This window comes from Rothia kristinae, assembly GCF_016028855.1.
Lineage (GTDB): Bacteria > Actinomycetota > Actinomycetes > Actinomycetales > Micrococcaceae > Rothia > Rothia kristinae.
In genome coordinates this window covers 612,782-634,932 of record NZ_CP065738.1, presented here as the reverse complement: position 1 = coordinate 634,932, position 22,151 = coordinate 612,782, and the positions used below count along the sequence as shown (strand labels likewise).

At 72.5% G+C, this 22,151-nt stretch carries 17 protein-coding genes, 1 tRNA gene, 1 other RNA gene and 1 pseudogene; 5 read left to right on the top strand and 15 right to left on the bottom strand.

Annotated features, from left to right (window positions below):
- Positions 1 to 2: 2 nt before the first annotated feature.
- From purS to I6G21_RS02825, 6 genes are all read right to left on the bottom strand, one after another.
- Complete coding sequence (gene purS / locus I6G21_RS02850; protein ID WP_061225684.1) at positions 3 to 254, bottom strand: phosphoribosylformylglycinamidine synthase subunit PurS; 252 nt, start codon at positions 252 to 254, stop codon at positions 3 to 5.
- Positions 255 to 418: 164 nt separating this feature from the next.
- Entirely contained in the window at positions 419 to 1,597 is a 1,179-nt protein-coding gene (locus I6G21_RS02845) for a polysaccharide deacetylase family protein (RefSeq protein WP_129357649.1), read from the bottom strand.
- Positions 1,598 to 1,763: 166 nt separating this feature from the next.
- A complete protein-coding gene (gene fepB / locus I6G21_RS02840) occupies positions 1,764 to 2,816 on the bottom strand; it encodes a Fe2+-enterobactin ABC transporter substrate-binding protein (RefSeq protein ID WP_165869979.1) in 1,053 nt (350 codons plus the stop codon).
- A gap of 183 nt (positions 2,817 to 2,999) precedes the next feature.
- Positions 3,000 to 3,890: an ABC transporter ATP-binding protein gene (locus tag I6G21_RS02835; protein ID WP_100464833.1), complete on the bottom strand. Its 891-nt coding sequence runs from the start codon at positions 3,888 to 3,890 to the stop codon at positions 3,000 to 3,002.
- Complete coding sequence (locus tag I6G21_RS02830) at positions 3,887 to 5,050, bottom strand: FecCD family ABC transporter permease (RefSeq protein ID WP_129357651.1); 1,164 nt, start codon at positions 5,048 to 5,050, stop codon at positions 3,887 to 3,889. The genes I6G21_RS02835 and I6G21_RS02830 overlap by 4 nt, the downstream gene beginning before the upstream one ends.
- Complete coding sequence (locus I6G21_RS02825) at positions 5,047 to 6,141, bottom strand: FecCD family ABC transporter permease (RefSeq protein ID WP_232238497.1); 1,095 nt, start codon at positions 6,139 to 6,141, stop codon at positions 5,047 to 5,049. The genes I6G21_RS02830 and I6G21_RS02825 overlap by 4 nt, the downstream gene beginning before the upstream one ends.
- A gap of 531 nt (positions 6,142 to 6,672) precedes the next feature.
- On the opposite strand from I6G21_RS02825, the pseudogene I6G21_RS10880 reads away from it, so the two are divergent.
- Positions 6,673 to 6,936: pseudogene (locus I6G21_RS10880) on the top strand (CPBP family glutamic-type intramembrane protease); the annotation flags it as partial.
- Positions 6,937 to 6,964: 28 nt separating this feature from the next.
- Positions 6,965 to 7,153: a hypothetical protein gene (locus I6G21_RS02815; protein ID WP_061225680.1), complete on the top strand. Its 189-nt coding sequence runs from the start codon at positions 6,965 to 6,967 to the stop codon at positions 7,151 to 7,153.
- A gap of 29 nt (positions 7,154 to 7,182) precedes the next feature.
- Here the strand turns inward: I6G21_RS02815 and I6G21_RS02810 are convergent, their stop codons facing one another.
- Together I6G21_RS02810 and I6G21_RS02805 are read right to left on the bottom strand one after the other, a co-directional pair.
- Positions 7,183 to 8,136, bottom strand: coding sequence for a 3-methyladenine DNA glycosylase (locus I6G21_RS02810; protein ID WP_129357652.1), 954 nt, complete (start codon positions 8,134 to 8,136; stop codon positions 7,183 to 7,185).
- A 2-nt stretch (positions 8,137 to 8,138) separates the two neighbouring features.
- Positions 8,139 to 9,434, bottom strand: a complete 1,296-nt coding sequence (locus tag I6G21_RS02805; protein ID WP_129357653.1) for an aspartate kinase — start codon at positions 9,432 to 9,434, stop codon at positions 8,139 to 8,141.
- A 200-nt stretch (positions 9,435 to 9,634) separates the two neighbouring features.
- Between I6G21_RS02805 and I6G21_RS02800 the strand changes: the two genes are divergently transcribed.
- Positions 9,635 to 10,561, top strand: a complete 927-nt coding sequence (locus I6G21_RS02800) for a siderophore-interacting protein (protein WP_129357654.1) — start codon at positions 9,635 to 9,637, stop codon at positions 10,559 to 10,561.
- A 64-nt stretch (positions 10,562 to 10,625) separates the two neighbouring features.
- On the opposite strand, the gene recR is transcribed toward I6G21_RS02800, so the two are convergent.
- The 3 genes from recR to ffs all read right to left on the bottom strand — a co-directional run bounded on the left by recR (position 10,626) and on the right by ffs (position 15,018).
- Positions 10,626 to 11,474, bottom strand: a complete 849-nt coding sequence (gene recR / locus I6G21_RS02795) for a recombination mediator RecR (RefSeq protein ID WP_081101635.1) — start codon at positions 11,472 to 11,474, stop codon at positions 10,626 to 10,628.
- A 69-nt stretch (positions 11,475 to 11,543) separates the two neighbouring features.
- The gene (locus I6G21_RS02790; RefSeq protein WP_129357655.1) at positions 11,544 to 14,849 is read right to left on the bottom strand and encodes a DNA polymerase III subunit gamma and tau; all 3,306 of its coding nucleotides are present in this window, start codon (positions 14,847 to 14,849) and stop codon (positions 11,544 to 11,546) included.
- A gap of 72 nt (positions 14,850 to 14,921) precedes the next feature.
- An RNA gene (gene ffs / locus I6G21_RS02785) (signal recognition particle sRNA small type) lies at positions 14,922 to 15,018 on the bottom strand.
- Between the two features lie 178 nt (positions 15,019 to 15,196).
- Between ffs and I6G21_RS02780 the strand changes: the two genes are divergently transcribed.
- Positions 15,197 to 15,281 (top strand) — tRNA-Ser (locus I6G21_RS02780).
- A gap of 98 nt (positions 15,282 to 15,379) precedes the next feature.
- On the opposite strand, the gene I6G21_RS02775 is transcribed toward I6G21_RS02780, so the two are convergent.
- The 3 genes from I6G21_RS02775 to I6G21_RS02765 form a co-directional block, all read right to left on the bottom strand.
- Complete coding sequence (locus tag I6G21_RS02775; protein ID WP_129357656.1) at positions 15,380 to 16,879, bottom strand: MFS transporter; 1,500 nt, start codon at positions 16,877 to 16,879, stop codon at positions 15,380 to 15,382.
- A 73-nt stretch (positions 16,880 to 16,952) separates the two neighbouring features.
- Positions 16,953 to 17,693: an SDR family oxidoreductase gene (locus tag I6G21_RS02770; RefSeq protein WP_058730577.1), complete on the bottom strand. Its 741-nt coding sequence runs from the start codon at positions 17,691 to 17,693 to the stop codon at positions 16,953 to 16,955.
- A 198-nt stretch (positions 17,694 to 17,891) separates the two neighbouring features.
- Positions 17,892 to 18,209 (bottom strand): DUF2316 family protein, encoded by a 318-nt coding sequence (locus I6G21_RS02765; protein ID WP_058730576.1) that lies wholly within the window; start codon positions 18,207 to 18,209, stop codon positions 17,892 to 17,894.
- Positions 18,210 to 18,500: 291 nt separating this feature from the next.
- Here I6G21_RS02765 and I6G21_RS02760 point away from each other — a divergent pair, with 291 nt between their 5' ends.
- Positions 18,501 to 20,186, top strand: a complete 1,686-nt coding sequence (locus tag I6G21_RS02760) for a helicase HerA-like domain-containing protein (protein WP_061225675.1) — start codon at positions 18,501 to 18,503, stop codon at positions 20,184 to 20,186.
- Between the two features lie 225 nt (positions 20,187 to 20,411).
- On the opposite strand, the gene I6G21_RS02755 is transcribed toward I6G21_RS02760, so the two are convergent.
- Positions 20,412 to 22,055, bottom strand: a complete 1,644-nt coding sequence (locus I6G21_RS02755; RefSeq protein ID WP_058730574.1) for a long-chain-fatty-acid--CoA ligase — start codon at positions 22,053 to 22,055, stop codon at positions 20,412 to 20,414.
- Positions 22,056 to 22,151 lie beyond the last annotated feature (96 nt).

The window sequence follows — 22,151 nt, the reverse complement described above, 5'->3', positions numbered from 1 at the left end:
GCTCAGTCCTCCACCACGGTCACGGCCACAACGTCCTCGATCACCGGGTTGGACAGCAGCTCCTCACCGGCCTTGCGGGCCTCGGCCAGGCGGGCCTCGGTGACCTCGCCCTCCACGCTCAGCTCGAAGCGCTTGCCCTGGCGCACGGCAGTGAAGCCGTCCAGGCCGATCTGGGGCAGCTCCCGGGCGATCGCCTTGCCCTGGGGGTCCAGGATCTCGGGCTTGGGCATGACGTCGACGATGATGCGGGGCATCGGGGCTCCTGTACGCGAGGCGGACGGTGTGGGCGCGCGGAAGGGGAGCGGAAGGTGCCGTCTCACGCGCGTCGGCCGGGCGCGGCCGCCGCACGCTCCGCGAGCTTGCGGGATCAGTCTACCCGGGGGTCGCGTGCGGTACACCACCGCGACGGCGCCGGCGCTCAGGAGCCGGCGATGGACGCCGGGCGGGCCGGGTCCAGCACCGCCCGCGGATCGAAGAAGTGCTGCAGCACGTCGTTGTCCCCGTCGATGGCGGCCTTCAGGGAGATCCCGTCCACGTTGATGCGGTTGGCGCGGATCGTGGTCGGCTGGATCTGCCACCAGGCCACCTGGGAGGCGTCCACGTTGAAGAAGGCGTGGAAGCCCTGCTGGGTGAGCATCCGGACCTTGGGGTTGGCGTCCGTGTACGGCTCGACCCCGGCGATGTCCGCGCCGAACGGGTAGATCAGCAGGTCCGTGGGGCCCACCAGCGGCTCCACCTCCGCCTTCCACTTCCGCGTGTCCGCCTCCAGGTTGGCCACGCCCTCCTGGGTGAAGTTCAGGTGCCCCCAGGAGTGGCTGGCGAACTCCCAGCCGCGGTCCTTCATGGCCTGGGCGACCGTCCGGGCCGTCTCCTGGTCCCGGCGGATGTTCCGGTTCTCCTGGCCGTAGGAGATCTCGGAGGTGCGGTAGCCCAGGATCCCGTTGTACCCGGTCAGGGCCACGGTGCCCTTCGCCCCGGCGTGGGAGAACTCCGGGTGCTCGGCCACGAAGCGCTCCAGGATCGGCACGTAGTCGTACTCCCCGGTGGTGGTCTTCCCCGCGGCGTCGGTGTACGTGCAGGTCAGCTCCCCGTCGTGCAGCGTGACGTTCTGCGCGAACCCGTCCCCGTCCATGTACTCGTAGTAGGAGAGGTCGTCGAAGGACAGGATCAGCGGCTTCTTCCCGCGGGTGATCTCCGGGTGCAGCGTCGTGACCCGGCCGTCGGCCTCGGCGCGCAGCAGCTGGTGCGGGGTCACCAGCTGGAAGTCGCGTCGGTGCAGCTCGGCGATGATCTTCCGGAACTCCGGGATGGTGACCATGTAGTCCAGGTACCCGGCCTGCTGGTCATCGCCGTCGAAGGCCCGCTGGGGATCGGCCACCAGGGAGTGGAAGAACAGGTGCGGGACCGTGCTGATGTCCTGCAGGGCGACGCCGGGGGCCTGGCTGGCCGAGGAGGCGGAGGCGGACGGGGACTCGGGGCCCTCCGAGGATCCGGCGCTGGGCCCGGCCTGCCCGCCCGTGCGCCCGCAGGCGGACAAGGCCAGGCCCGCGAGGCCGGCGGCTCCGGAGGCGATGAGTGAGCGGCGCGAGAGGCTCATGGGGTGGTTCTCCTCCGTGGTTCGAGGCGATGGCGGCCGAACGCGGGCACCTGGCCCGCGCCGGCCTTCGGGGATATGGGCTCGGGCCCCTCTCCCACCGGGAGAGGGGCCCGAGGCGGTGCGCAGGTCCGCACCCGGCGGGGGCTCGCGGATCCCGCGGCGTCGGCTACTTGCCGAACTCCTTCTCGATGACGTCCAGGACGTTGCCCGCGGAGTAGTAGTCCAGGCGGAAGGAGTCCAGACCCATCGCGTAGACGCGGCTGTCCTTCACGGCGTCCGTGTCGGCGACGAGCTGGTCCTTCTCGAAGGCCTGGACCTTCTTCTCGTCGGCGTTGAAGATCACCGCGGTCTTGCCGGTGATGGCCTTGGAGAGGTTCTCGCTGTCCACCGGCACGATGTCCTCGCGCTGGCCGCCCATCTGGGAGCTGCCGGACTTGGCGTCATCGGGCACGGTGGTCAGCTCGAAGCCGAGTTCCTTGAGCATCCGGCCCTGGGCGGACTTGTCGGTCCAGATGTTGGCCTTGGAGCCGGAGCCGTCGCGGCTGGGGTTGTAGTTCAGGGCCGTGGTGGGCTGCTCGGGCAGCTCGATGGCGTCCTTGACCTCGGCGAGCTTGTCCTCGTACTTCTTCACGACGTCCTCGGCCTGCTGCTCGTGGCCGGTCACCTCACCGAGCTTCTCGGTCACGTCCTGCCAGTCTTTGTCCGCGTAGTCCACCACGAACACCGGGGCGCCGATCTCCTTGAGCTGGTCCAGCTGCTCCATCGCGGAGTCCTGGCCGGTCTTGGACACGATGATCAGGTCCGGGTTCTCCGCCGCGACCTCCTCCGGCTTGGTGGTGATGCCGCTCAGCGCCTTGACGCCGCGCTGCTCGGCGACGTCGCCCCACTGGGTGAAGAAGCCCTTGTCATCCGAGACGGGGGTGTTGGCCTGGGTGATGCCGGTGGCCTTGACCGGGGCGTCTGCGGCCAGCAGGGGGCCGGTCAGGGTCACGGAGGTGGAGACGATGCTCTTCGGCTGGGAGTCGATGGTCACCTCATCGCCGTTGTCGTCCTTGATGGTGCGCGGCCAGTCCCCGGAGGAGGCCGAGGCGCTGGCGGAATCCGAGGAGTCCTCGGAGCTGCCGTCGCCGGAGCCGCAGGCGCTGAGCGCGAAGACGCCGCACAGGGCGAAGATCAGGGCCGCCAGCAGGCGGCGCAGCGGGGTCTTGGTCGGGGTCACGGTGCGGTCTCCTCGGGTCGGGGACGGGCGGGTGTGCTCCAGGCCGGAGGGGCGACGGCGGGGCCGTCGGCGTCGTCCGGCTCCCCATCAGCTTAGGAGAGCCTCACCCGGATGTGAAGCGCGTCCCGCCGACGCCGGGCCGGGGCCCGATGTCGGGGCCCGGTGCCGGAGCTTCGCACCGGCTCAGGCCGGGACCACCAGCGGGCCGCCGGTCACCGGGTCCGCCACCACCAGCGCCTTCAGCCCGAAGACCTCCTCCAGCAGCTCCGGGGTGATGATCTCCTCCGGGGAGCCTTGGGCGGCCACCGCACCGCCGGCCAGGGCCACCAGGTGATCCGAGTGGCGGATCGCCAGGTTGAGGTCGTGCAGTACCATGACCACCGTCTTGCCGCGCTCCTGCCTCAGCCGGCGCACCAGGGAGAGCACCTCGATGCTGTAGGCCAGATCCAGGTAGGTGGTCGGCTCATCCAGCAGCAGGGTGGGGGTGTCCTGGGCCAGGGCCATCGCGATCCACACCCGCTGGCGCTGCCCGCCGGACAGCGCCGCGATGGGCCGGTGCGCCAGGCCCAGCAGGCCGGTGGCCTCCAGCGCGTCGCGCACGACGTCGTCGTCCCGGGCGGACCACTGCGCCAGCCAGGACTGGTACGGGTGCCGACCGCGGGCGACCAGCCCCGCCACGGTGAGCCCCTCCGGGGCGGTGGGGGACTGGGGCAGCAGGGTCAGGCGCCGGGCCCGGCGCACCCCCTTCAGCTCCCGGATGCTGCGCCCCTCCAGCAGGACCTCGCCGCTGAAGGGCAGCAGGTCGCACAGGGACTTCAGCAGGGTGGACTTCCCGCAGCCGTTGGGGCCGATCAGGGTGGTCACCCGGTCCGCCGGGATCTGCAGGTCCAGGTCCCGCAGCACCGGGTCCTGCCCGTAGCCCACGGTCAGCCCGCGCGCGGTGATCCGGGCGGCGGGCGCCTCGGACGGGGAGGCGGGGGCTCCCGCCGGGGTCTCCGCCGTCGGGTCCGGGGCGATGCTCGGCGTCTGCGGCGGGATCGCGCGGCGGGAGGTGCGGTCGCGGAACGGGGTCATGCGGAGGCCTTTCGGTTCATCTTCAGCACCAGCCAGATCAGCACGGGGGCGCCGCACACGGCGGTCACGATGCCCAGGGGCAGCTCCCACGGCAGCACCGTGCGGGCCACGAGGTCCGCCGCGCTGACCAGCAGCATCCCGGTCAGGGCCGAGCACCACAGCGGCGGGGTGGCCGCCCCGGTGATCCGCTGGGCGATCTGCGGGGCCACGAAGGCGACGAAGGGGATCGGCCCGGCCGCGGAGACCGCCACCGCGGCCAGCACGACGGCGACCAGCAGCTGGCTCGCCTGCGCGACCCGGAGGCGGTGGCCCAGCCCGTGGGCGATCTCCGGGCCGAGGGAGAGCCCCGCCAGCTGGAAGGCCAGCCCCCCGGCCAGGGCCAGGGCGGCCAGGGAGCAGATCAGCGGGGCCCACGCCTGGTCCCAGCCGCGTCCGTTCAGCGAACCGGTCAGCCACAGCCGGGCCTCGGCGGCCTGATCCAGGGTGGTCCCGGCCATCAGCCAGGTGGAGATCGCGTTGAGGAACATGGACGCGCCCACCCCGATCAGCACCAGCCGCAGCATCGAGCCGCGGTCCTTCCCGGCCACCCACCACACCAGGGCGGCGGTCAGCACGGAGCCGATGATCGCGACCACGGGCACCCCGAGCACATCCCGGCCGAAGACCGCGGCGTCGCCGAACAGCCCGTGCGTGCCGGAGACGGTGATGACGAAGACCGCGGCCACCGAGGCGCCGTTGGTGATGCCCAGGACGTCCGGGCTGGCCAGGGGGTTGCGGGCCACGGACTGGGTCAGCGCCCCGGAGAAGGCCAGGGCCGCGCCCACCGCCAGGCCCACCACGGCCCGGCCCAGGCGCCACCGGAACACGATGGTCTCCTCCAGCCGGGTCCCGCCCCCGGCGAGGGTGCGCAGCACGTCCGGCACGCTCATGGGGAAGTCCCCGCGCCCCAGGTTCGCGGCGAACACGAGCACGGTCACCAGGATCAGGACCACGGCGACGACGATGCGCCGCGGGCGCAGCACCGCGGAGAGCGGCCCGAGGCGTACGGCCCGGAGGCCCAGGTCGGCGCGGGCGGTCCCGGCGTCGGCGGTGCTGGTCTCGCGGGAGCCGGCGGTTCGGGGCTGGGTGATGTGAGTCTGGGGGATGCGGGACGCGCTCACAGGGCCTGCACCTTCCCCCGGCGGATCAGGATGACGAAGAACGGCACGCCGACCAGGGCCATGACGATGCCCATCTGCAGCTCCCCGGGGCGGGCGATGATCCGCCCCAGCACGTCCACCGCCAGGGCCAGGGCCGCGCCGAGCAGCGCCGCGTAGGGCACCACCAGGCGGTAGTCCGGCCCGACGACGGCGCGCACGATGTGCGGGGCGGCCAGCCCCACGAAGGCCACGGGCCCGGCGGCCGCGGTGGCCGCCCCGCCCAGCAGCGCCACGCTGAGCAGGCCGAGGACCCGCCAGCGGGTGGTGGCCAGCCCCAGCGAGCGGGCCACGGTCTCCCCGAGGGCCAGCAGATTCAGGGCCGAGCCCTGCGCGCAGGCCAGGACGAGACCCACCAGGATGATCGGCAGCACCACCCACGCCACGTCCAGATCCCGCCCGGCCACCGAGCCGGTGGCCCACTGGCGCAGACCCTCCAGGGCGTCGTCGTCGGAGAGCACCAGGGCATTGACCACGGCCATGAGGATCGCCGACAGGGCGGCCCCGGCCAGCACGATGCTCAGCGGGTTGGCGGCCGTGGACCCCGTGGAGGACAGGGCGAACACCGCGGCGGTGACCAGCGCGCAGCCGATCAGCGCGGGCCACACGTACCCGGTGGGCGAATCGGTCCAGCCGAACACGAGGGAGAGCACGACGGCCGCGGCAGCCCCGGCGTTGATCCCGAGGATCCCGGGGTCCGTCAGCGGGTTGCGGGTGTGCCCCTGGATGACCGTGCCGGCCGCACCCAGGGCCGCGCCGACCAGCAGGGCCAGCACGGTGCGCGGCAGCCGCAGCAGCCCCATGACGACGACGAGCTCGTCGCCGCTGCGAGAGGCGGGCACGCGCTGCGGGTCCCCCGCGTAGGTCAGGGCGTCCGGGATGCGCTCCCAAGCCTGGGCGATCGTATTGGCTCGGCCGCCGACCATGAGGCTGGCCACCGCGCAGATGAGGATGACCGCGAGCAGCGCCAGCGGGAACCACAGGTGCAGGCTGCGCAGCCGCCCCGGGGCGCTCGCGGGGGCGGCGTCGTCGACGATGGGCGGTGAGGAGGTCACCCGTTCAGGATAGCCATGCCTCACCCCACCCCTCCTCCTCACCGCACAACGGGAGATCCCTCTCCTTCCGGGGCGTGTGCGGTCCCGAGATGGGAAGGATCTCCAGTTTTGCGGAAGGGGGCGGGAGTCCCAGGTTCTCCCCAGGATTGCACATGATAATCATTCGCGCTTTTGTCCGATCCCTGAGAGGAAGACCCGTGACCGATCTCCCCTTCGCGACCGCGCGATGCCGCCCCCTGCCCGCCGTGCTGCTGCTGGTCGCCGGCTTCGGAGTGAGCCTATGGCTGGCGGGCCTGGCCGCCGCGGCCCTGCCGCTGGGCACCTGGGCGGACCCCATCGGCACCCTGATCCCCCTGACCACCGCCGTGGTCCTGCTCCGGGCCCTCGGGCTCCTCCCGCAGGCCCTGCGCCCAGGGCGGATGGGGCGCGGGCTGCTGCTCGGCTGGTACATGCCGGCCGCCGGCGCGCTCGTCCTGGTCCTGAGCGCCCTGTCCTGGACCGCCCAGGGCGGGGGGATTCTCCGCCCCGCCGCTGGCGGCCCTCGACACAGTTCTCGGGCAGCTGGGCACCGCCGCCGTCGAGGAGCTGTTCTTCCGCGCCGGGGTCCTCGCGATGCTGGCCGGGGCGCTGCTGGCCACCGGCAGGATGGGTCCGCGCGGCGTCGTCGCCCTGCCCGCGGTGATCTTCGGGTTGGCCCACCTGCTCAACCTCATCCACAACCCCGGCGCCCTGGTGCCCGTGCTCGGGCAGGTGGTCTACGCGGCTCTGCTGGGCCTGCTGCTCGGCGCGGTATGGCTGCGAACCCGCACGCAGCACCGGCGCGGTGATCCTGCTGCACTTCCTGTTCAACTGCGGCGCTGCCGTGGGCGCGATGTTCGATCCCGAGTGGTCTCGCCACGTCCTGGAGGCCGGCGAAGCCGACACCTCCGTGACGGTGGCGATCTCCACCGTGCTGTTCGCCGCCCCCGCCGGGCTGATCGGCTGGCTGCTGCTCTCCCGACACCGTCGCTGAACCCACCCCCGCAAAACGGGAGATCCCTCTCATTCCGGGACGTGTGCGGTCCCGATATGGGAAGGATCTCCCGTTGTGCGGAGGAGAGAGGTGAGGCGCTCCCGCAGGTGCTGGGAGCGCTCCGCGAAGGCCCGCTGCAGCCGCGCGTACTCCCGCTTGCCCTCCGCGGTCTCGATGCGGATCGGCGCGTATCCCCAATCCGCCAGGTCGTAGGGGGCCGCGCGCATGTCCATCTCCCGGATCTCCCGCGACAGCTCGAAGGCCTCCAGCAGCAGATCCGAATCCACCAGGGGCAGCAGCTTGTACGCCCACTTGTACACGTCCATGTTCGCGTGCAGGCACCCGAGCTGCTCCATCTCCCGCTGCGTCCGACGGGAGGGCTGGATCGTGTTCAGCGGGACGGCCTGCGGCTGGAAGAAGCGGAAGGCGTCGAAGTGCGTGCACGTGATCCGATGCCCCTCCACCACCTCATCCGTGCCCGCCGCGCCCAGCCGCAGGTCCAGGTACTCGTGCCGATGCCCGTTGACCTCGGAGCGGTAGGCCATCGCCCACTCGTGCAGCCCGAAGCACCCGAAGGATCCCGGCTTCGCCAGCGTGCGGGAGAGCAGATCCCGGACGAACTCCACCGTGCGCTGCCGCTGGGACAGGAATCCCTCGACGTCCACGGTCACCGCGGTGCCGGCCGCGGCGATGTCCCGGGCGGCATCGGTCTCCAGCCCGGCGGCGCGCAGCTCGTCCTCGACGGCGGGCCGGTAGTGCTTCCAGTCTCGACGCTCGGCGGCGTCCAGCAGGATCACCCCGGCCCCGGGATGCCAGCGGCGCAGCTGCCCGGGGGACAGGGTGTAGTAGGTGAACAGGAAGTCCTCCACCGGGTGCTTCTCGCCCCGGCTGCGACGATCTACGAAGGGCTGCCCGTGCCGATCCGCACGCTGTCCGTGCTCCGCGGCCAGCGCGCGCCACCGGGCGGCGTCGAGCAGGCGCATCCTCAGCGGCCGGTGCCGCCGTAGACGGTGGCCTCGCCCTCCCGGTCCAGGTCGAAGGCGCTGTGCACCGCGCGCACGGCGTCGTCGAGCAGATCCAGGCGGGTGATCACGGAGATGCGGATCTCCGAGGTGGAGATCATGTCGATGTTCACCCCGGCGTTGGACAGGGCCTTGAAGAACTGGAAGGAGACCCCCGGGTTGGACTTCATGCCCGCACCCACCAGGGAGAGCTTGCCGATCCGGTCGTCGTACTGCACGTCCTCGAAGCCCACCTCCTCCTGGACGCGACGCAGCACCTGCAGGGCCGTGTCCCCCTGATCCTGCGGCAGGGTCACGGAGATGTCCGTGCGCTTGGCGGACTTGGTGGACACGTTCTGCACGATCATGTCCAGGTTGACCTCGGCGTCGTTGAGGCTGCCGAAGATCTTCGCGGCGTAGCCGGGCACGTCAGGGACGCCGACGATCGTGACCTTCGCCTGCGAGCGGTCGTGGGCCACACCGGAGATGAGGGGCTGTTCCAAGGGGATCTCCTTCGTCAGGTCACGGGAGTCGGCGTCGGTGGGGCTCGGGATCACCCAGGTCCCCTCCAGGGTACTGAAGGACGAGCGGACGTGGAGCTTCAGCCCGAAGCGCCGGGCGTACTCCACGCTGCGCAGGTGCAGGATCTTCGCCCCGTTGGCGGCCAGCTCCAGCATCTCCTCGCTGGAGACCTCGTCCAGCTTGTGCGCGGTGGGCACGATCCGCGGATCCGCGGTGAACACCCCGTCCACGTCCGAGTAGATCTCGCACACGTCCGCGTCCAGGGCCGCGGCCAGGGCCACCGCCGTCGTGTCCGAACCGCCCCGGCCCAGGGTCGTGATGTCCCGGGTCTGCCGGTTCATGCCCTGGAAGCCGGCGACGATCGCGACGTTACCGGCCTGCACGGACTCCCGGATCCGATCCGGGTTGACCTCCACCAGGCGGGCCGCGCCGTGGATGCCGTCGGTGATCATCCCGGCCTGGGAGCCGGTGAAGGACTGCGCGGGGATGCCCAGCTCCCGCACGGCCATGGCCAGCACAGCCATGGAGATCCGCTCCCCGGCGGTCAGCAGCATGTCTAGCTCGCGGCTGGGCCCCCGGAAGGAGGAGACCTCGTAGGCAAGATCCAGCAGATCGTCCGTGGTGTCGCCCATCGCGGAGACCACCACGACGACGTCGTCCCCGGCGGCCCTCGTGTCCCCGATGCGCCGGGCGACGCGCTTGACGCCCTCGGCATCGGCCACGGAGGACCCGCCGAACTTCTGCACGATCAGACTCATGGGTGCTCCCGTCCTCGTTCTCGTCCTGCTGGCCCGGCGCCCCCGGGGCGGGGCAGGGCGGGTGGTGGGGCGCGTGGCCGCCCGTCCCAGGGTATCCTCCCGCACAGGAGGACGCCGCTTCGCATCCGGTGTCCCACGATGCGGACCGCGGCGGATGGCATGACTGCGGCGCAGGAAGCGGAAAGAGGACGGCATCGCGCATGGGCGGACGGGACCACCGGAAGCAGGGCACGCAGGAGACGGGGCGGCAGGAGCGGGCCCCGCGCTATCGCGTGGGCCGGGCGCGCGTCGTCGAGCGGCTCAGCCCCACGATGACGCGGGTGGTGGTGGAGGGCCTGCCCGGATTCCCCACCCGGCACGCGGTGGGGGAGACCGTGCGCGTGGTGCTGCCGGATCCGGAGACCGGCCGGGTGCCCGAGCCCGACCTCACCGGCGGCAAGCCGCGCTGGGCCAAGCCCGCCCCGCTGACCCGCAAGTACACGGTGCGCCGGGTGGATCCCGGGCTCGGGACGGTGGAGATCGCCGTGGTGGCCCACGGTCAGGGCCCCGGCAGCCGGTGGGCGCAGGCGCTCGCCCCGGGGGATCCGGTGCACCTGCTGGGACCCAAGAGCGGCCGCGAGGCCCCGGAGCCGGGGCGCTTCTTGCTCATGGTGGGGGATGAGACGGGCCTGCCCGGCATCGCTCGCTGGCTGGAGCAGCTGCCCGCCGACGCCGTCGGGCGGGTGATCCTCGAGGTGCCCGGCCCGGACTCCGTCCAGGACCTCTCAGCCCCCGCCGGGGTGCGCCTGACGTGGCTGGTGCCGGGCGAGGACGGTCCGGACGGCCAGTCTGCGGACGGGGAGTCTGCGGACGGCCGACCTGGGGACGGGGACGGGGCGGCGAGCCGAGGAGCGAGCCCGGAGGCCGACGCGCGGGCGAACACAGGGGTGCCGGACCGGGCGGAGGTGCTGGCCGGTCGCACGGCCCTGGAGGTCGTGGAGCGGATGCCCGTTCCCGAGGGCCCCGCGTTCGCGTGGCTTGCCGGGGAGAGCGCCGCCCTGCGCCCGGTGCGTCGGCTCCTACTGGAGCAGTGGGGGCTGGACAAGCGCTCGATGCACGCGAAGGGCTACTGGACCAGGAAGCGGTGAGCGCCCGACGCCCCGGGCCGGGGCGCCGGGCATTCCGTGCGCCCCGCTGCCCGCTCGAGGCTCCTCAGTCCGCCCAGGGATTGGCGAAGCGCTCGCCGCGCCGGGGCGTCGGGTAGCGGCGCGCGGGCACCTCGGGGGAGGCCTCCGAGCCCGCACCGCCCCGTTCGGGTTCGCCCTCACCGGGCTCCTCGGAGCTCCCAGAGCTTTCTGAGCCGTCGTCGTCGGTGTTGTGGTCCGAGGCTTCGGGGTTCGCGGCGAAGTCCTCGGCGTCCTCCTCGTCGGCCAGCCGCGCCTCCTCCGCGGCCCGGCGCATCCCGGCGGTGAGGATGCGACGGCCCTCCAGGGCCCGGCCCAATGTGATCTCATCCGCGTACTCCAGGTCCCCGCCCACGGGCAGCCCGGAGGCCAAGCGGGAGACCGTGACGCCGATGGGGTTGAGCAGACGGGAGAGGTAGGTCGCGGTGGCCTCGCCCTCCAGGTTGGGGTCCATCGCCAGGATGATCTCCTGGACGTTCTCGTCGGCCAGGCGGGTGACGAGCTGGCGGATGCGCAGCTGCTCCGGGCCGATGCCCTGCATCGGATTGATGGAGCCGCCGAGCACGTGGTACCGGCCGTCGAAGCTGCCGGTGCGCTCGATCGCGGAGACGTCCTTCGGCTCCTCGACCACGCAGATCAGGGAGGTGTCCCGGCGGGCGTCGCGGCAGATCGAGCACTTGGGGGTCTCGGAGATGTTGCCGCAGATCTCGCAGAAGGAGACCTTCCGCTTCACGGTGGTGATGGCCGCGGAGAGCTTCTCCATCTCCTCGGCCGGGGAGTTGAGGATGTGGAAGGCGATGCGCTGGGCGGACTTCGGGCCCACCCCCGGCAGACGGCCGAGCTCATCGATCAGATCCTGGACTGCGCCTTGGTACACGGCTCCTCATTCTCGCGGGGGCACCGGATTCAGCGCTCCGGTGCGGTGGTTGGTGGGTGGCGGTCGGGATCAGCGCGCCTGGTGGGGCCGCTCCTCGATCACCCGGCCGCCGAGCAGGGTCTCGACCGCCGCCTGACCGTACATCGCCGAGTCCTCCAGGTCCTCATCCTCCGGGGTCGGGGCGAAGTCCTCCCAGTCCTCGGGCGGCTCCGGGGCCTGCGAGTCGACGCCGGGGCCCCCGTGGGAGCGAGCCCCGGCGGCGATGGCCGCGGCGTGGCGCTCCCGGAAGGACCGGTGCGGCTGATCCCGGGCGGGCCCGGCGGGTTCGGTGGGCGGAGTCGACGGCGCGTGCCCCTCCGGGCCGGCGGGACCAGTGTCCGGGGGCGCCTGCCCGTCGGCCGGGCTGCTGGAGGGGGCGCTGGAGGCGGCGTCGTCGGGGACGGCGCGCAGATGGCGGGAGGAGGCCCCGCCGCCGGGTGCGCCCGCGCCGCCGGGGATCTCGACCAGGTGCGGGGCGCGCTCGCCCCACTGGGACGGGTGCCGTGCGGAGCCGTCATCGGGCCCGGCGTACCCCCAGCCGCTGCGGCGCCCGTCCACCGGTTCGCCCGGGGCGCCGGCGCGTCGGGCGGCCACAGACCAGTCGTGTGCCGGCCCGGCCTCTTCCGTCTCAGATCCGCTCGACGAAGCCCCGGGGGACGACGCGCCGGGGTCGGCCGGGTGGGCGTCGGAAGTCGGAGCAGCGTGGTTCGTCGGGGCGTGGTCGGGCGCGGCTTCCTGGGTGGGATCGACCGTCGCATCCGGCGCGGGGTGCTGTCCGGGGTCGCCGGAATCCGCGGGGGCCTCACCGGGCTCCTGCGGAGAGGGGACCACGCTCAGGCTGCCGGTGGGCGGGGTGCGCGGATCGGGCGAGCCCTGGGAGGGCACCGGGGCGGGACGCGCGGGACGCTGCCCCTCCGCGACCTCCGGAGCCGAACGCTGCGAAGCGGTGTCCTGAGTAGCCTCGGCCTGCTCGGGACCGTCACCGGGGATCGCGGCGACCTCCCAGCTGCCGAAGTCCTCGCCCTCGGCATCCTCGGACCAGGCAGGGGCCCCGCCCTCGGCCGGTTCCCCGTGACGACGCCAGGCCTCCTCCTCGGCCCGCGGGCCCTGGGGCAGATCCGGGGTGACGCGCGGGCGCCCCGACTCATCGGGTGCCCGACCCGCGGAGGACGCGGCGGGGCGCTCCCGGAGGGCCTGCTGGGCAGCCCGCTCCCACTGATCCTCATCCGGCCACTCCGGCTCCTCCGCGCGCGCGGTGGACGCGGCGTGGCCGGAGCGCTCCGGTCCGCGGCCGGGGGCACCCGCGAAGGAGGCCCCGCCGTGTCCGCGCTGTCCGTCCTGTTCGCTCTGTCCGCGAGCGGGCGACGACGACGCGGGGCCGCCCGGTCCCCTACCGGATCCACCGGGCGCACCGGGCCCTCCAGATCCACCGGGCCCGCCAGGCCCGGACGGCCCCTGCGGGCCGCGCCCGCCGCCGTCGGAGGGCCCGGGGCCGCCGTCCACGGCCACCTGGCAGGAGATCCCCAGGACCTCCTGCAGCGCCTCGGACAGGGCACCGGCGTAGCGCTGCACCCGGGACTGGATCCCTGGCCCGCGGGAGGAGACGTACAGGACGCCGTCCTCGAAGCGGGAGGGCTGGCATTCCCGGAAGGTCGCCTGGCCCACCTTGGAGCGGCTGCCGACGGCGGCCACCACATCGGCCCAGGAGCGCTGGATCATGGTGACCTGGCCGGCGTCGGCCGGGGCCGTGGGCTGCGGCTGGTATTGTCCGGCGTCCTCCGCCATGTGCGATGCCGAGGTCTCCCGTTCGGGGGCCTCCGGGTGCTGGTCGGCCGCAGGCGATGGGGCGCCGGAGGGTTCGGCGGCGTCGTTCCCGGCGGCGTCGTTCCCCGTCCTGCCGGCCTCGACCCGGCGGGAATCGACGGCATCGGCTCCGGCGTCCTCGTCCCCGGTCTGCTGCCCCGGCGGGACGGGACGGTTCCGCCGGGCCATCGCCAGCGCGGCCTCGCGACCGTCCGGGGCCGCCGCCATACCCTCAGCCGCTGAGCCGTCGGAGCGCTCGGGCCCCTCCTCGGTGCCCGCCGCCTGGGCGGCCGCGTGCTCGGCGGGGGTCTCCGGGGTGGTCAGGGCGGCCGGATCCTGGCGCAGCGGGGCCGCCACCGCGCCGACCGTGCCCAGGTTGATCCGCCGCTCCAGCCGATCCACCCGGGCCCCGACCCCGCGGGTGGAATCATCCGCGGTCGGCAGCAGGATCCGGGCGCACAGCAGCTCCAGGTGCAGCTGAGGGGTGGTGGCCCCGGTCATCTCGGTCAGGGCGGCGTTGGTGATGTCCGCGGCCCGGGACAGCTCCGCGGCCCCCAGCTGCTGGGCCTGCCCGCGCATCCGATCCACCTGGTCCTCGGAGAGCCCGTGCAGGATCGAGGCCGCGGCGTCGGGAGCGGCCCGGACGATGATGAGGTCCCGGAACCGCTCCAGCAGATCCTCCACGAACCGGCGCGGATCCTGCCCGGTGCTGATCACCCGGTCCACGGCCTGGAAGACGGCCGGAGCGTCCCCCGCGGCGAAGGCGTCCACCACCCCGTCCAGCAGCTCGGCGTGGGTGAAGCCCAGCAGGGCGACGGCGAGGTCGTAGGTGATGCCCTCCGACCCGGAGCCGCCCATCAGCTGATCCAGCACGGACAGCGAATCCCGCACGGACCCTCCTCCGGCGCGCACCACCAGCGGCAGCACCCCCTGCTCGACGGCGATGCCCTCCTGCTCGCACAGGTGCGCCAGATAGGTGCGCAGGGTCTCCGGGGGGACCAGGCGGAAGGGGTAGTGGTGGGTGCGGGAGCGGATGGTGCCGAGGACCTTGGCCGGCTCGGTGGTCGCGAAGACGAATTTGATGTGCTCCGGCGGCTCCTCGACGATCTTCAGCAGCGCGTTGAACCCCTCGCGGGTGACCATGTGCGCCTCGTCGATGATAAAGATCTTGTACCGGTCCCGCACGGGGGCGAAGGTCGCGCGTTCGCGCAGGTCACGGGCGTGGTCCACGCCGCCGTGGGAGGCGGCGTCCATCTCGATGACGTCCAGCGAGCCCGCGCCGTCCCGGGCGAGGTCCCGGCAGGACTCGCAGTGCCCGCACGGGGTGGGGGTGGGGCCCTCGGCGCAGTTGAGGCAGCGGGCCAGGATGCGCGCGGAGGTGGTCTTGCCGCAGCCGCGCGGCCCGGAGAAGAGGTAGGCGTGGTTGACGCGGTTGTTCCGCAACGCCGTCATCAGGGGCTCGGTGACGTGCTCTTGCCCGATGACGTCGGCGAACGTCTCCGGGCGGTAACGGCGGTACAGTGCGGTGCTCACGCGAACAACACTAACGGCTGGGACTGACAGATCGAACGGCGTCCGCGGGTCTGTGGAGGGGGACGGCGGAGACGAGAAGACCCCTCGCGCACCCGTCAGAGCGCAGATACCCTTGCTGCCTTCCGGCCCTGGGGGAGTTTTCCACGATGACGCCACGCGAGGGGCTGGTGCCAGCTTAGCGGAGGCCCCGCGCGGGTGTCACACCGCGGACCCGCCCTGGGTCGGTGTTCTGCGCCACCCGTGATTGAGTTGGGTTGTCAGCCTCCGGAGCGGTTGTGTAGGCTCGTATCCGTTCGCTTTCGTGAGCATGTCGTGCGGCCCTGACCGCATGGATGCAAGCGACGCCTGGAGGATTCGCCTAGCGGCCTATGGCGCACGCCTGGAACGCGTGTTGGGTTCACGCCCTCGGGGGTTCAAATCCCCCATCCTCCGCCGAGCAGACCGGCCCCCGAGCCAGTGGCAGCACTGAACCGGGGGCCGGTCTTTTCGCGTTCGGGGCGGCGTCGCTCCGGGTCTGGGTCCGCCGCGACTCACCCCTCCGTCAGGGCGCGCCCGCGCTGCTCCGGGAGGGTGAAGGCCGCGGCGGCGGCCACCGCGAAGGCCGCGGCGAAGACCCCGAACAGCAGCACGTGCCCGCCGAGGGCCACCAGCGGCGGCACGATCAGCGGCGCGATGATCGAGGCGATCCGACCGAATCCGGCCGCGGCCCCCGTTCCGGCCCCGCGCACCGTCGTCGGGTACAGCTCCGGGCCGATCGCGTACAGCGCGCCCCAGGCTCCCAGGTTGAAGAAGGACAGCAGGCAGCCGCACACGATGATCGCCGTCTCCGAGGTGGACAGCCCGTAGCCGATCGCCGCCGCCGCGGAGCCCGCCAGGAACACGGCCAGCGTGATCCGGCGTCCCCACCGCTCGATCAGCCACGCCGCCGTGGCGTAGCCGGGCAGCTGGGCCAGCGTGATGATCAGGGTGAAGGTGAAGGACTTGACCAGGGTGAAGCCCTGCGCGTGCAGCAGGGACGGGATCCAGATGAACGCCCCGTAGTACGACAGATTGATGCAGAACCACACGGTCCACAGGGCCGCGGTGCGTCCCCGCAGCTGCGCGGACCAGATTCCGAGGCCGCCGCTCGGCTCGGGGGCGGAGTCCGACGTCGTGCGGGCGGCCGCCGACCCCGAGGGCGACGCCGCGCCGTCGGCCGCACCCGCGCTGGCCCCCGCCGCATCCGCGGCACCGGCGGTCCCGGCTCGGGTCCCGGCGTCGGCCGCACTCGCCGCACCCGCGGCGGCCCGACCCGTGGTCTCGGCCGCACCCGCGCCGTCGGCCGCACCCGCGGCACCGGTCTTCCCGGAGTGCTCCGCGGCCTCCTCGAAGGAGCGGACCACCCTCTCGGCCTCCTCGTGCCGCCCCCGGGATTCCAGGAAGCGCACGGATTCCGGCAGCCCCAGGCGCACGATCAGTGCGTAGACCGCGGGCAGGCACCCCAAGGCCAGGGCCCACCGCCAGCCCTCCGGGGAGGCGCCCACCACGAAGGCGCCGATGCAGGCCGCGGCCAGCCAGCCCACCGCCCAGAAGGCCTCCAGCAGCACGACCATCCGGCCGCGGATCCGCCGCGGGGCGAACTCGGAGACCAGGGTCGAGGCCACCGGCAGCTCCGCGCCCAGGCCCAGCCCGACCAGGAAGCGCAGCGCCATGAGCATCGCCAGACCGGTGGACAGCGCGGAGGCGCCGGTGGCCAGCCCGTAGACGAGCAGGGTGGTCGCGAAGATCTGGCGGCGCCCGAAGCGGTCGGCGAGCAGCCCGCCCAGGGTGGCGCCCAGGGCCATCCCGATGAAGCCGATGGAACCCAGCCAGGAAGCCTCGGTGGGGGTCAGGCCCCACTGGGCAGTCAGCGCGGCCATGATGAAGGAGATCAGGCCGACGTCCATCGCGTCCAGGGCCCAGCCGATGCCGGAGCCGGTGAGCAGGCGGGTGTGCTTGCGGGTCAGGGGCAGCTCGTCGAGCCGCTCGGTGCGGGTGCGCGTGGTGGTCATGGCCCAGGACACTACCCGCGAGACGGCCGGAAAGCGAGGTTATTGTCAATATGACTCTAAGCGTCTCTGGCGATCATCCTTCCAGCCACTGCGCGAGCCCCGGCCCCAGGATGCGGGCGTCGGACGGCGCGTGCAGGGTGCCGTCGCCCAGCCCCGGAAGGACCGGATCCTCGGCGTGCACGGGCCGCCGGTCTCCGCGGGCCCGCAGCGTGCGCTCCGTGAGCTCGGGCAGGCGCATCCGATCCGGGCCGGCCAGAGTGACCATGCCGGCGCCATGCTGGCCCTGGGCCGCCTCCACCAGGAAGCTGGCGACGGAGGCGGCGGCCAGCGGCTGGATCGCCCAGTCCTGCGCTCGCACCCGGTCCTGCTCCTCGGTGACCGCCGCGGGATTCATGCCGAACTCGAACCACTGGGCGCTGCGCACGATCAGGTGCTCCACCGGGGACCGGCCCACCAGCTCCTCCTGGGCGGCGCGGGCGGCGTAGAAGGGGAACTGCTGCAGCCCCTCGTCCTGCACGCCGTTGATGGAGAGCATGACCAGACGCCGGACGCCGGCGGCCTGGGCGGCCTCGAGCAGGTGGCCTGCGGCGCGCAGGATCGGGCCGGTGGGGTTCTCATGGTCGGGCGGGGCGACCTGGGAGACGTCGATGACGGCCGTGACTCCCTCCAGGGCCGCGGCCAGCCCCTCTCCGGTGAGCAGGTCGATGCCGTGGGCGCGGTCCAGGGAGACCGTGTCCAGCCCGGCCTGGGCGGCGTCGCGCAGGACGAGGGTTCCGATGGCGCCGGACGCGCCGGCGACGGCGATGCGAGTCATGGGGGCTCCGTTCTTGCGGGAGTGGGCGCGGGTGGTTAAGAAGAACGGCCCCGGTCCGCATCGGACCGGGGCCGTTCCCCATCAATCACTCGCACCTTTGAGGTAGTTCCTACCGTACGGATCGATGCTGAGGTTTCCCTGAGTTCCCTCTGCGTGTTGACCAGGTGTTTCGCAGGGGGTGTGGGCCTGCGGCGCGGCCTACTCGGGGCTGGCCTGCGGCGTCGGCGGGACCTCGTGCAGGCCGAACCAGCGCTGCGCGTCGGTGCGGGCCTGCTCGGTGAGCACGGTGAAGGGCCGCGGCTCGCGGGACTGGCCTTCGAGGGTCTGCAGGATGAAGTCGCGCACCAGCCAGACGTCGGCCGGGTCGGCCTCGGGGGAGACGTCCAGGATCCGCTCCAGCTGGCTGGGGGTGAGGTCGAGGGTGTCCAGGACCTCGGTCTCGGACAGGTCGGACAGGAGCAGGTTGGCGCGCAGCTCCTCGCTGGTGGTCCTGCGCTCTTCGGCGTTCAGGGACAAGGGATGCCTCCGGCGGTGGATGGGTCGATGCCCTCAAGATACCAAGCCCGCGCGCGGGCGCAGAGGGCGGGGACTCGCGGCGTCACCCCTTCCCGGGCGGTGGAACGTCGGTCAGGGAAGGTCGTCTGGGCAAAGAACGGCCCCGGTCCGCATCGGACCGGGGCCGTTCCCCATCAATCACTCGCACCTTTGAGGTGCTCTCCACTGTAGGGACGCATCCTGGGATGCACCTGTGGCGATGCTGCGCATCCACCGGACGTTCCGGGGCCGACGCCGGGTACTGTGGGCCCCATGACACACGAGGAACAGCTGGCCCAGATCAGCAGCGGCTACCGATTCGACGGCCCCACCCTGCGCCTCGGCGCGGCGATGAGCGAGGGCCAGCCGCACCCGGAGGCCGTCGTCGGCCTGCCTCTGTCCATGATGAACCGGCACGGTCTGATCGCCTGGGCCACCGGCACCGGCAAGACCAAGACCCTGCAGCTGATGGCCGAGCAGCTCTCCGACGCCGGAGTCCCGGTGTTCCTCGCGGACGTCAAGGGGGACCTCTCCGGTCTGGCCGCCCCCGGCCAGCCCAACGAGAAGCTCTCCGCGCGCACGGCCGCCCTGGGTCAGGAGTGGACGGCGTCGTCCTTCCCCACCGAGTTCTGCTCCCTCGGCGGGGACGGGAAGGGCGTGCCCATCCGCGCGACCATCCAGTCCTTCGGGCCCCTCCTGCTCTCCCGGGTCATGGACCTGAACGCCACCCAGGAGTCCAGCCTGCAGCTGATCTTCCACTGGGCGGACCAGCAGGGCCTGGAGCTGTACAACCTCGAGGACCTGCGCGCCGTCATCCAGCACCTGACCAGCGCCGAGGGCAAGGAGGCCCTGGCGCAGCTGGGCGGGCTGTCCAAGGCCACCGCCGGGGTGATCCTGCGCGAGATCGTGGGGCTGGAAGCCGAGGGCATGGACCAGTTCTTCGGGGAGCCGGAGTTCGACGCCGCCGAGTTCCTGCGCACCGCCGAGGACGGGCGCGGGGTCATCTCCGTGCTGGAGCTGTCCACGCTGCAGTCCAAGCCGCAGCTGTTCTCCACCTTCCTCATGTGGCTGCTCGCGGACCTCTTCCAGGACCTGCCCGAGGTCGGGGACGCGGACAAGCCCAAGCTGGTGTTCTTCCTCGACGAGGCGCACCTGCTGTTCACCGGTGCCTCCAAGGCCTTCAAGGAGTCCATCACCCAGACCGTGCGGCTGATCCGCTCCAAGGGCGTGGGCATCTTCTTCATCACCCAGACCCCCAAGGACCTGCCGTCCGAGGTACTGGGGCAGCTGGCCAACCGGGTGCAGCACGCGCTGCGCGCCTTCACCCCGGAGGATCAGAAGGCCCTGACCGCGACCGTGAAGACCTTCCCGAAGTCCGGGTACGACCTGGAGCAGGTGCTCACCTCCGCCGGGATCGGAGAGGCCGTGGTGACCGTGATGACCGAGACCGGGGCGCCCTCCCCGGTGGCGTGGACCCGGATGTTCGCGCCGCGCTCGCTGATGGGCCCGGCCCCGGAGGCCGTCGACGCCGTCGTGGCCGCGTCCCCGCTGATGCCGAAGTACGCGACCGTCGTGGACTCCTACTCCGCCTTCGAGAAGCTCAGCGGGCAGGCGGGGCCCGGCGGTGCTGCTGGGGCCTGGTCCGCGGGTGCTGGGGCCGGGGGTGCCGGTGCTTCCGGGGCTGGTGCCTCCGGCGCGACGGGCGCGGACGGTTCCGGGGCGGCGTCGTCGGCCCAGGAGCGCAAGGAGGCCGAGCGCGCGGCGCGGGAGCAGGCCAAGGAGGAGGAGCGGCGTCGCAAGGAGGAGGAGCGCGAGCGGCAGAAACGCAACGACGCGATGATGCGCGTGGGCACCAACGTGGCCTCCCAGATCGGCCGGGAGCTGGTGCGCGGCATCTTCGGCACCAGCCGCTCCCGCTCCCGCAAGGGCCGCGGCGGCTTCGGCGGCCTGTCCGGCTGAGTCCGGGGGTCTGATCGCTGGCCCCCGACCCCGTGGTCACGCTGGGTGCAGGAAGTCGCGCACGGTTCGCGTCATCCTGCACCCAGAGTGACCTGTGCGGGTGGTGCTGCCGGGTTCCGGCGTCGTCGTGGGCCGTTGTGTGCAGCGTGGACCGGATGATCCGGCTCGCGGTGCACGATCCGGTCCCGGTCCGCTCCGGGGGGCGGCCGACGACGGCGCGGGGCGTCAGGACGCGGCGTACTGCTCCCGCATGAGCTTCTTGTTGAGCTTGCCCACCGACGTCTTGGGCAGCTCCTCCACCAGGATCACCCGATCCGGCAGCTGCCAGTCCGCGAAGCGCCCGCGCAGGGTCTGCAGCACGGCGTCCTCGGTGAGCTCGGCCCCCGGCTTGGCGACGACGTAGGCCACCGGGCGCTCCTGCCAGCGCGGGTGCGGCACCCCGATCACCGCGGCCTCCGCGACTCGGGCGTTGTCCAGGATCGCGTTCTCCAGGTCGATCGAGGAGATCCACTCCCCGCCGGATTTGATGACGTCCTTGAGACGATCCGTGAGCTTCAGGTACCCGTCCGGACGCATCACCCCGACGTCGCCGGAGCGCCACCACCCGTCGCGGAAGCTCTCCCCGGCATCGGGCCGGTCGTGGTAGTCCACCGTGACCCAGGGGCCGCGGACCAGCAGCTCGCCGCTGGTGGCGCCGTCGGCCGGCAGCTCGTTGCCGTCCAGATCCGCGATCTTGATCTCCAGGCCGAGCGCGGGCAGGCCCTGGCAGCGCTTGATGTCCCAGCGCTGCTCCTCGTCCAGATCCTCCAGGCCCGGCTTGAGCCGGTAGTTGTAGGTGACGACCGGGGAGGTCTCCGAGGCGCCGTAGGCGTGCACGACGTCCGCGCCGGTCAGCTCCTTGTACCCCTTCATCATCGCCAGCGGCGGCTCCGTGGCTCCGCAGACCAGTCGCACCCGGGACAGGTCCGGCGCCTGCTCCAGGCCGCGGATGTGCTCCAGCACGGGCCCGAAGATCGCCGCCGCGCCGTTGGCCACCGTCACCTGCTCCTCGACCATCGCGTCCGCGAGGAAATCCAGCTCGTCCAGGCCGTAGCGCCCCGGGAGCACGACCTTCGCTCCCGCCGCGGACGAGGCCTGCGGGAAGCCCCAGGACATCACATGGAACATGGGCGTCACCGGCATGACGCAGTCCTCCGGGCCGATCTGCAGGGCCGAGATCAGGGCGAGGCTGTGCAGGTACATGGCGCGGTGGGAGTAGAAGATGCCCTTGGGGCGACCCGTGGTGCCGGTGGTGTATCCGGCGTAGGCCGCGGAGTGCTCGTCGATCAGCTCCCACGGGTACTGGTCGGCGGAATCGTCCAGGTCTGCCATGAGGTCCTCGAGGAAGACGGCGCGGGGGAGGGTGGTGCTCACCTGGGAGCCGGGGCGGTCGCTGAGGACGATCCACCCGCGCACGTTCTCGGCGTCGGCGTGCTGCTCCGCGAGGGGCAGCAGGGATTCATCCACGCAGATCCAGGAGGCCCCGGAGTGGTCGATGACGTAGCGCAGGTCCTGGGCGGCCAAGCGCAGGTTCAGCTGCAGCATCACCGCGGCCAGACCGGGCACGGCGAAGTACAGCTCGAAGTGGCGGCGGGAGTTCCAGTCCATGACGCCGACGACGTCGCCGGGCCCGATCCCCAGACCGCTCAGCGCGTGCGCCATGCGGGCCAGGCGCCGCCATTCCTCGCGGTAGGTGGAGCGGTGCCAGGCGCCGTCGTTGCCGCGGTGCACCACCTCCCGGTCCGGGAAGTTCCGGGCCGCATGCCGGATCAGGGTGGTGATGTTCAGCGGGTAGTCCTCGCCGGTGGTGGCCTGCATGCCCTTGAGCATCGTCGCTCCTTCTTCTCCTGGGACCAGGTGCCGACGCCGCGGGGAGCGGCACGGTGGAGTCGAGGTTACCGCATCCGGAGTGAGCCATGCCATACC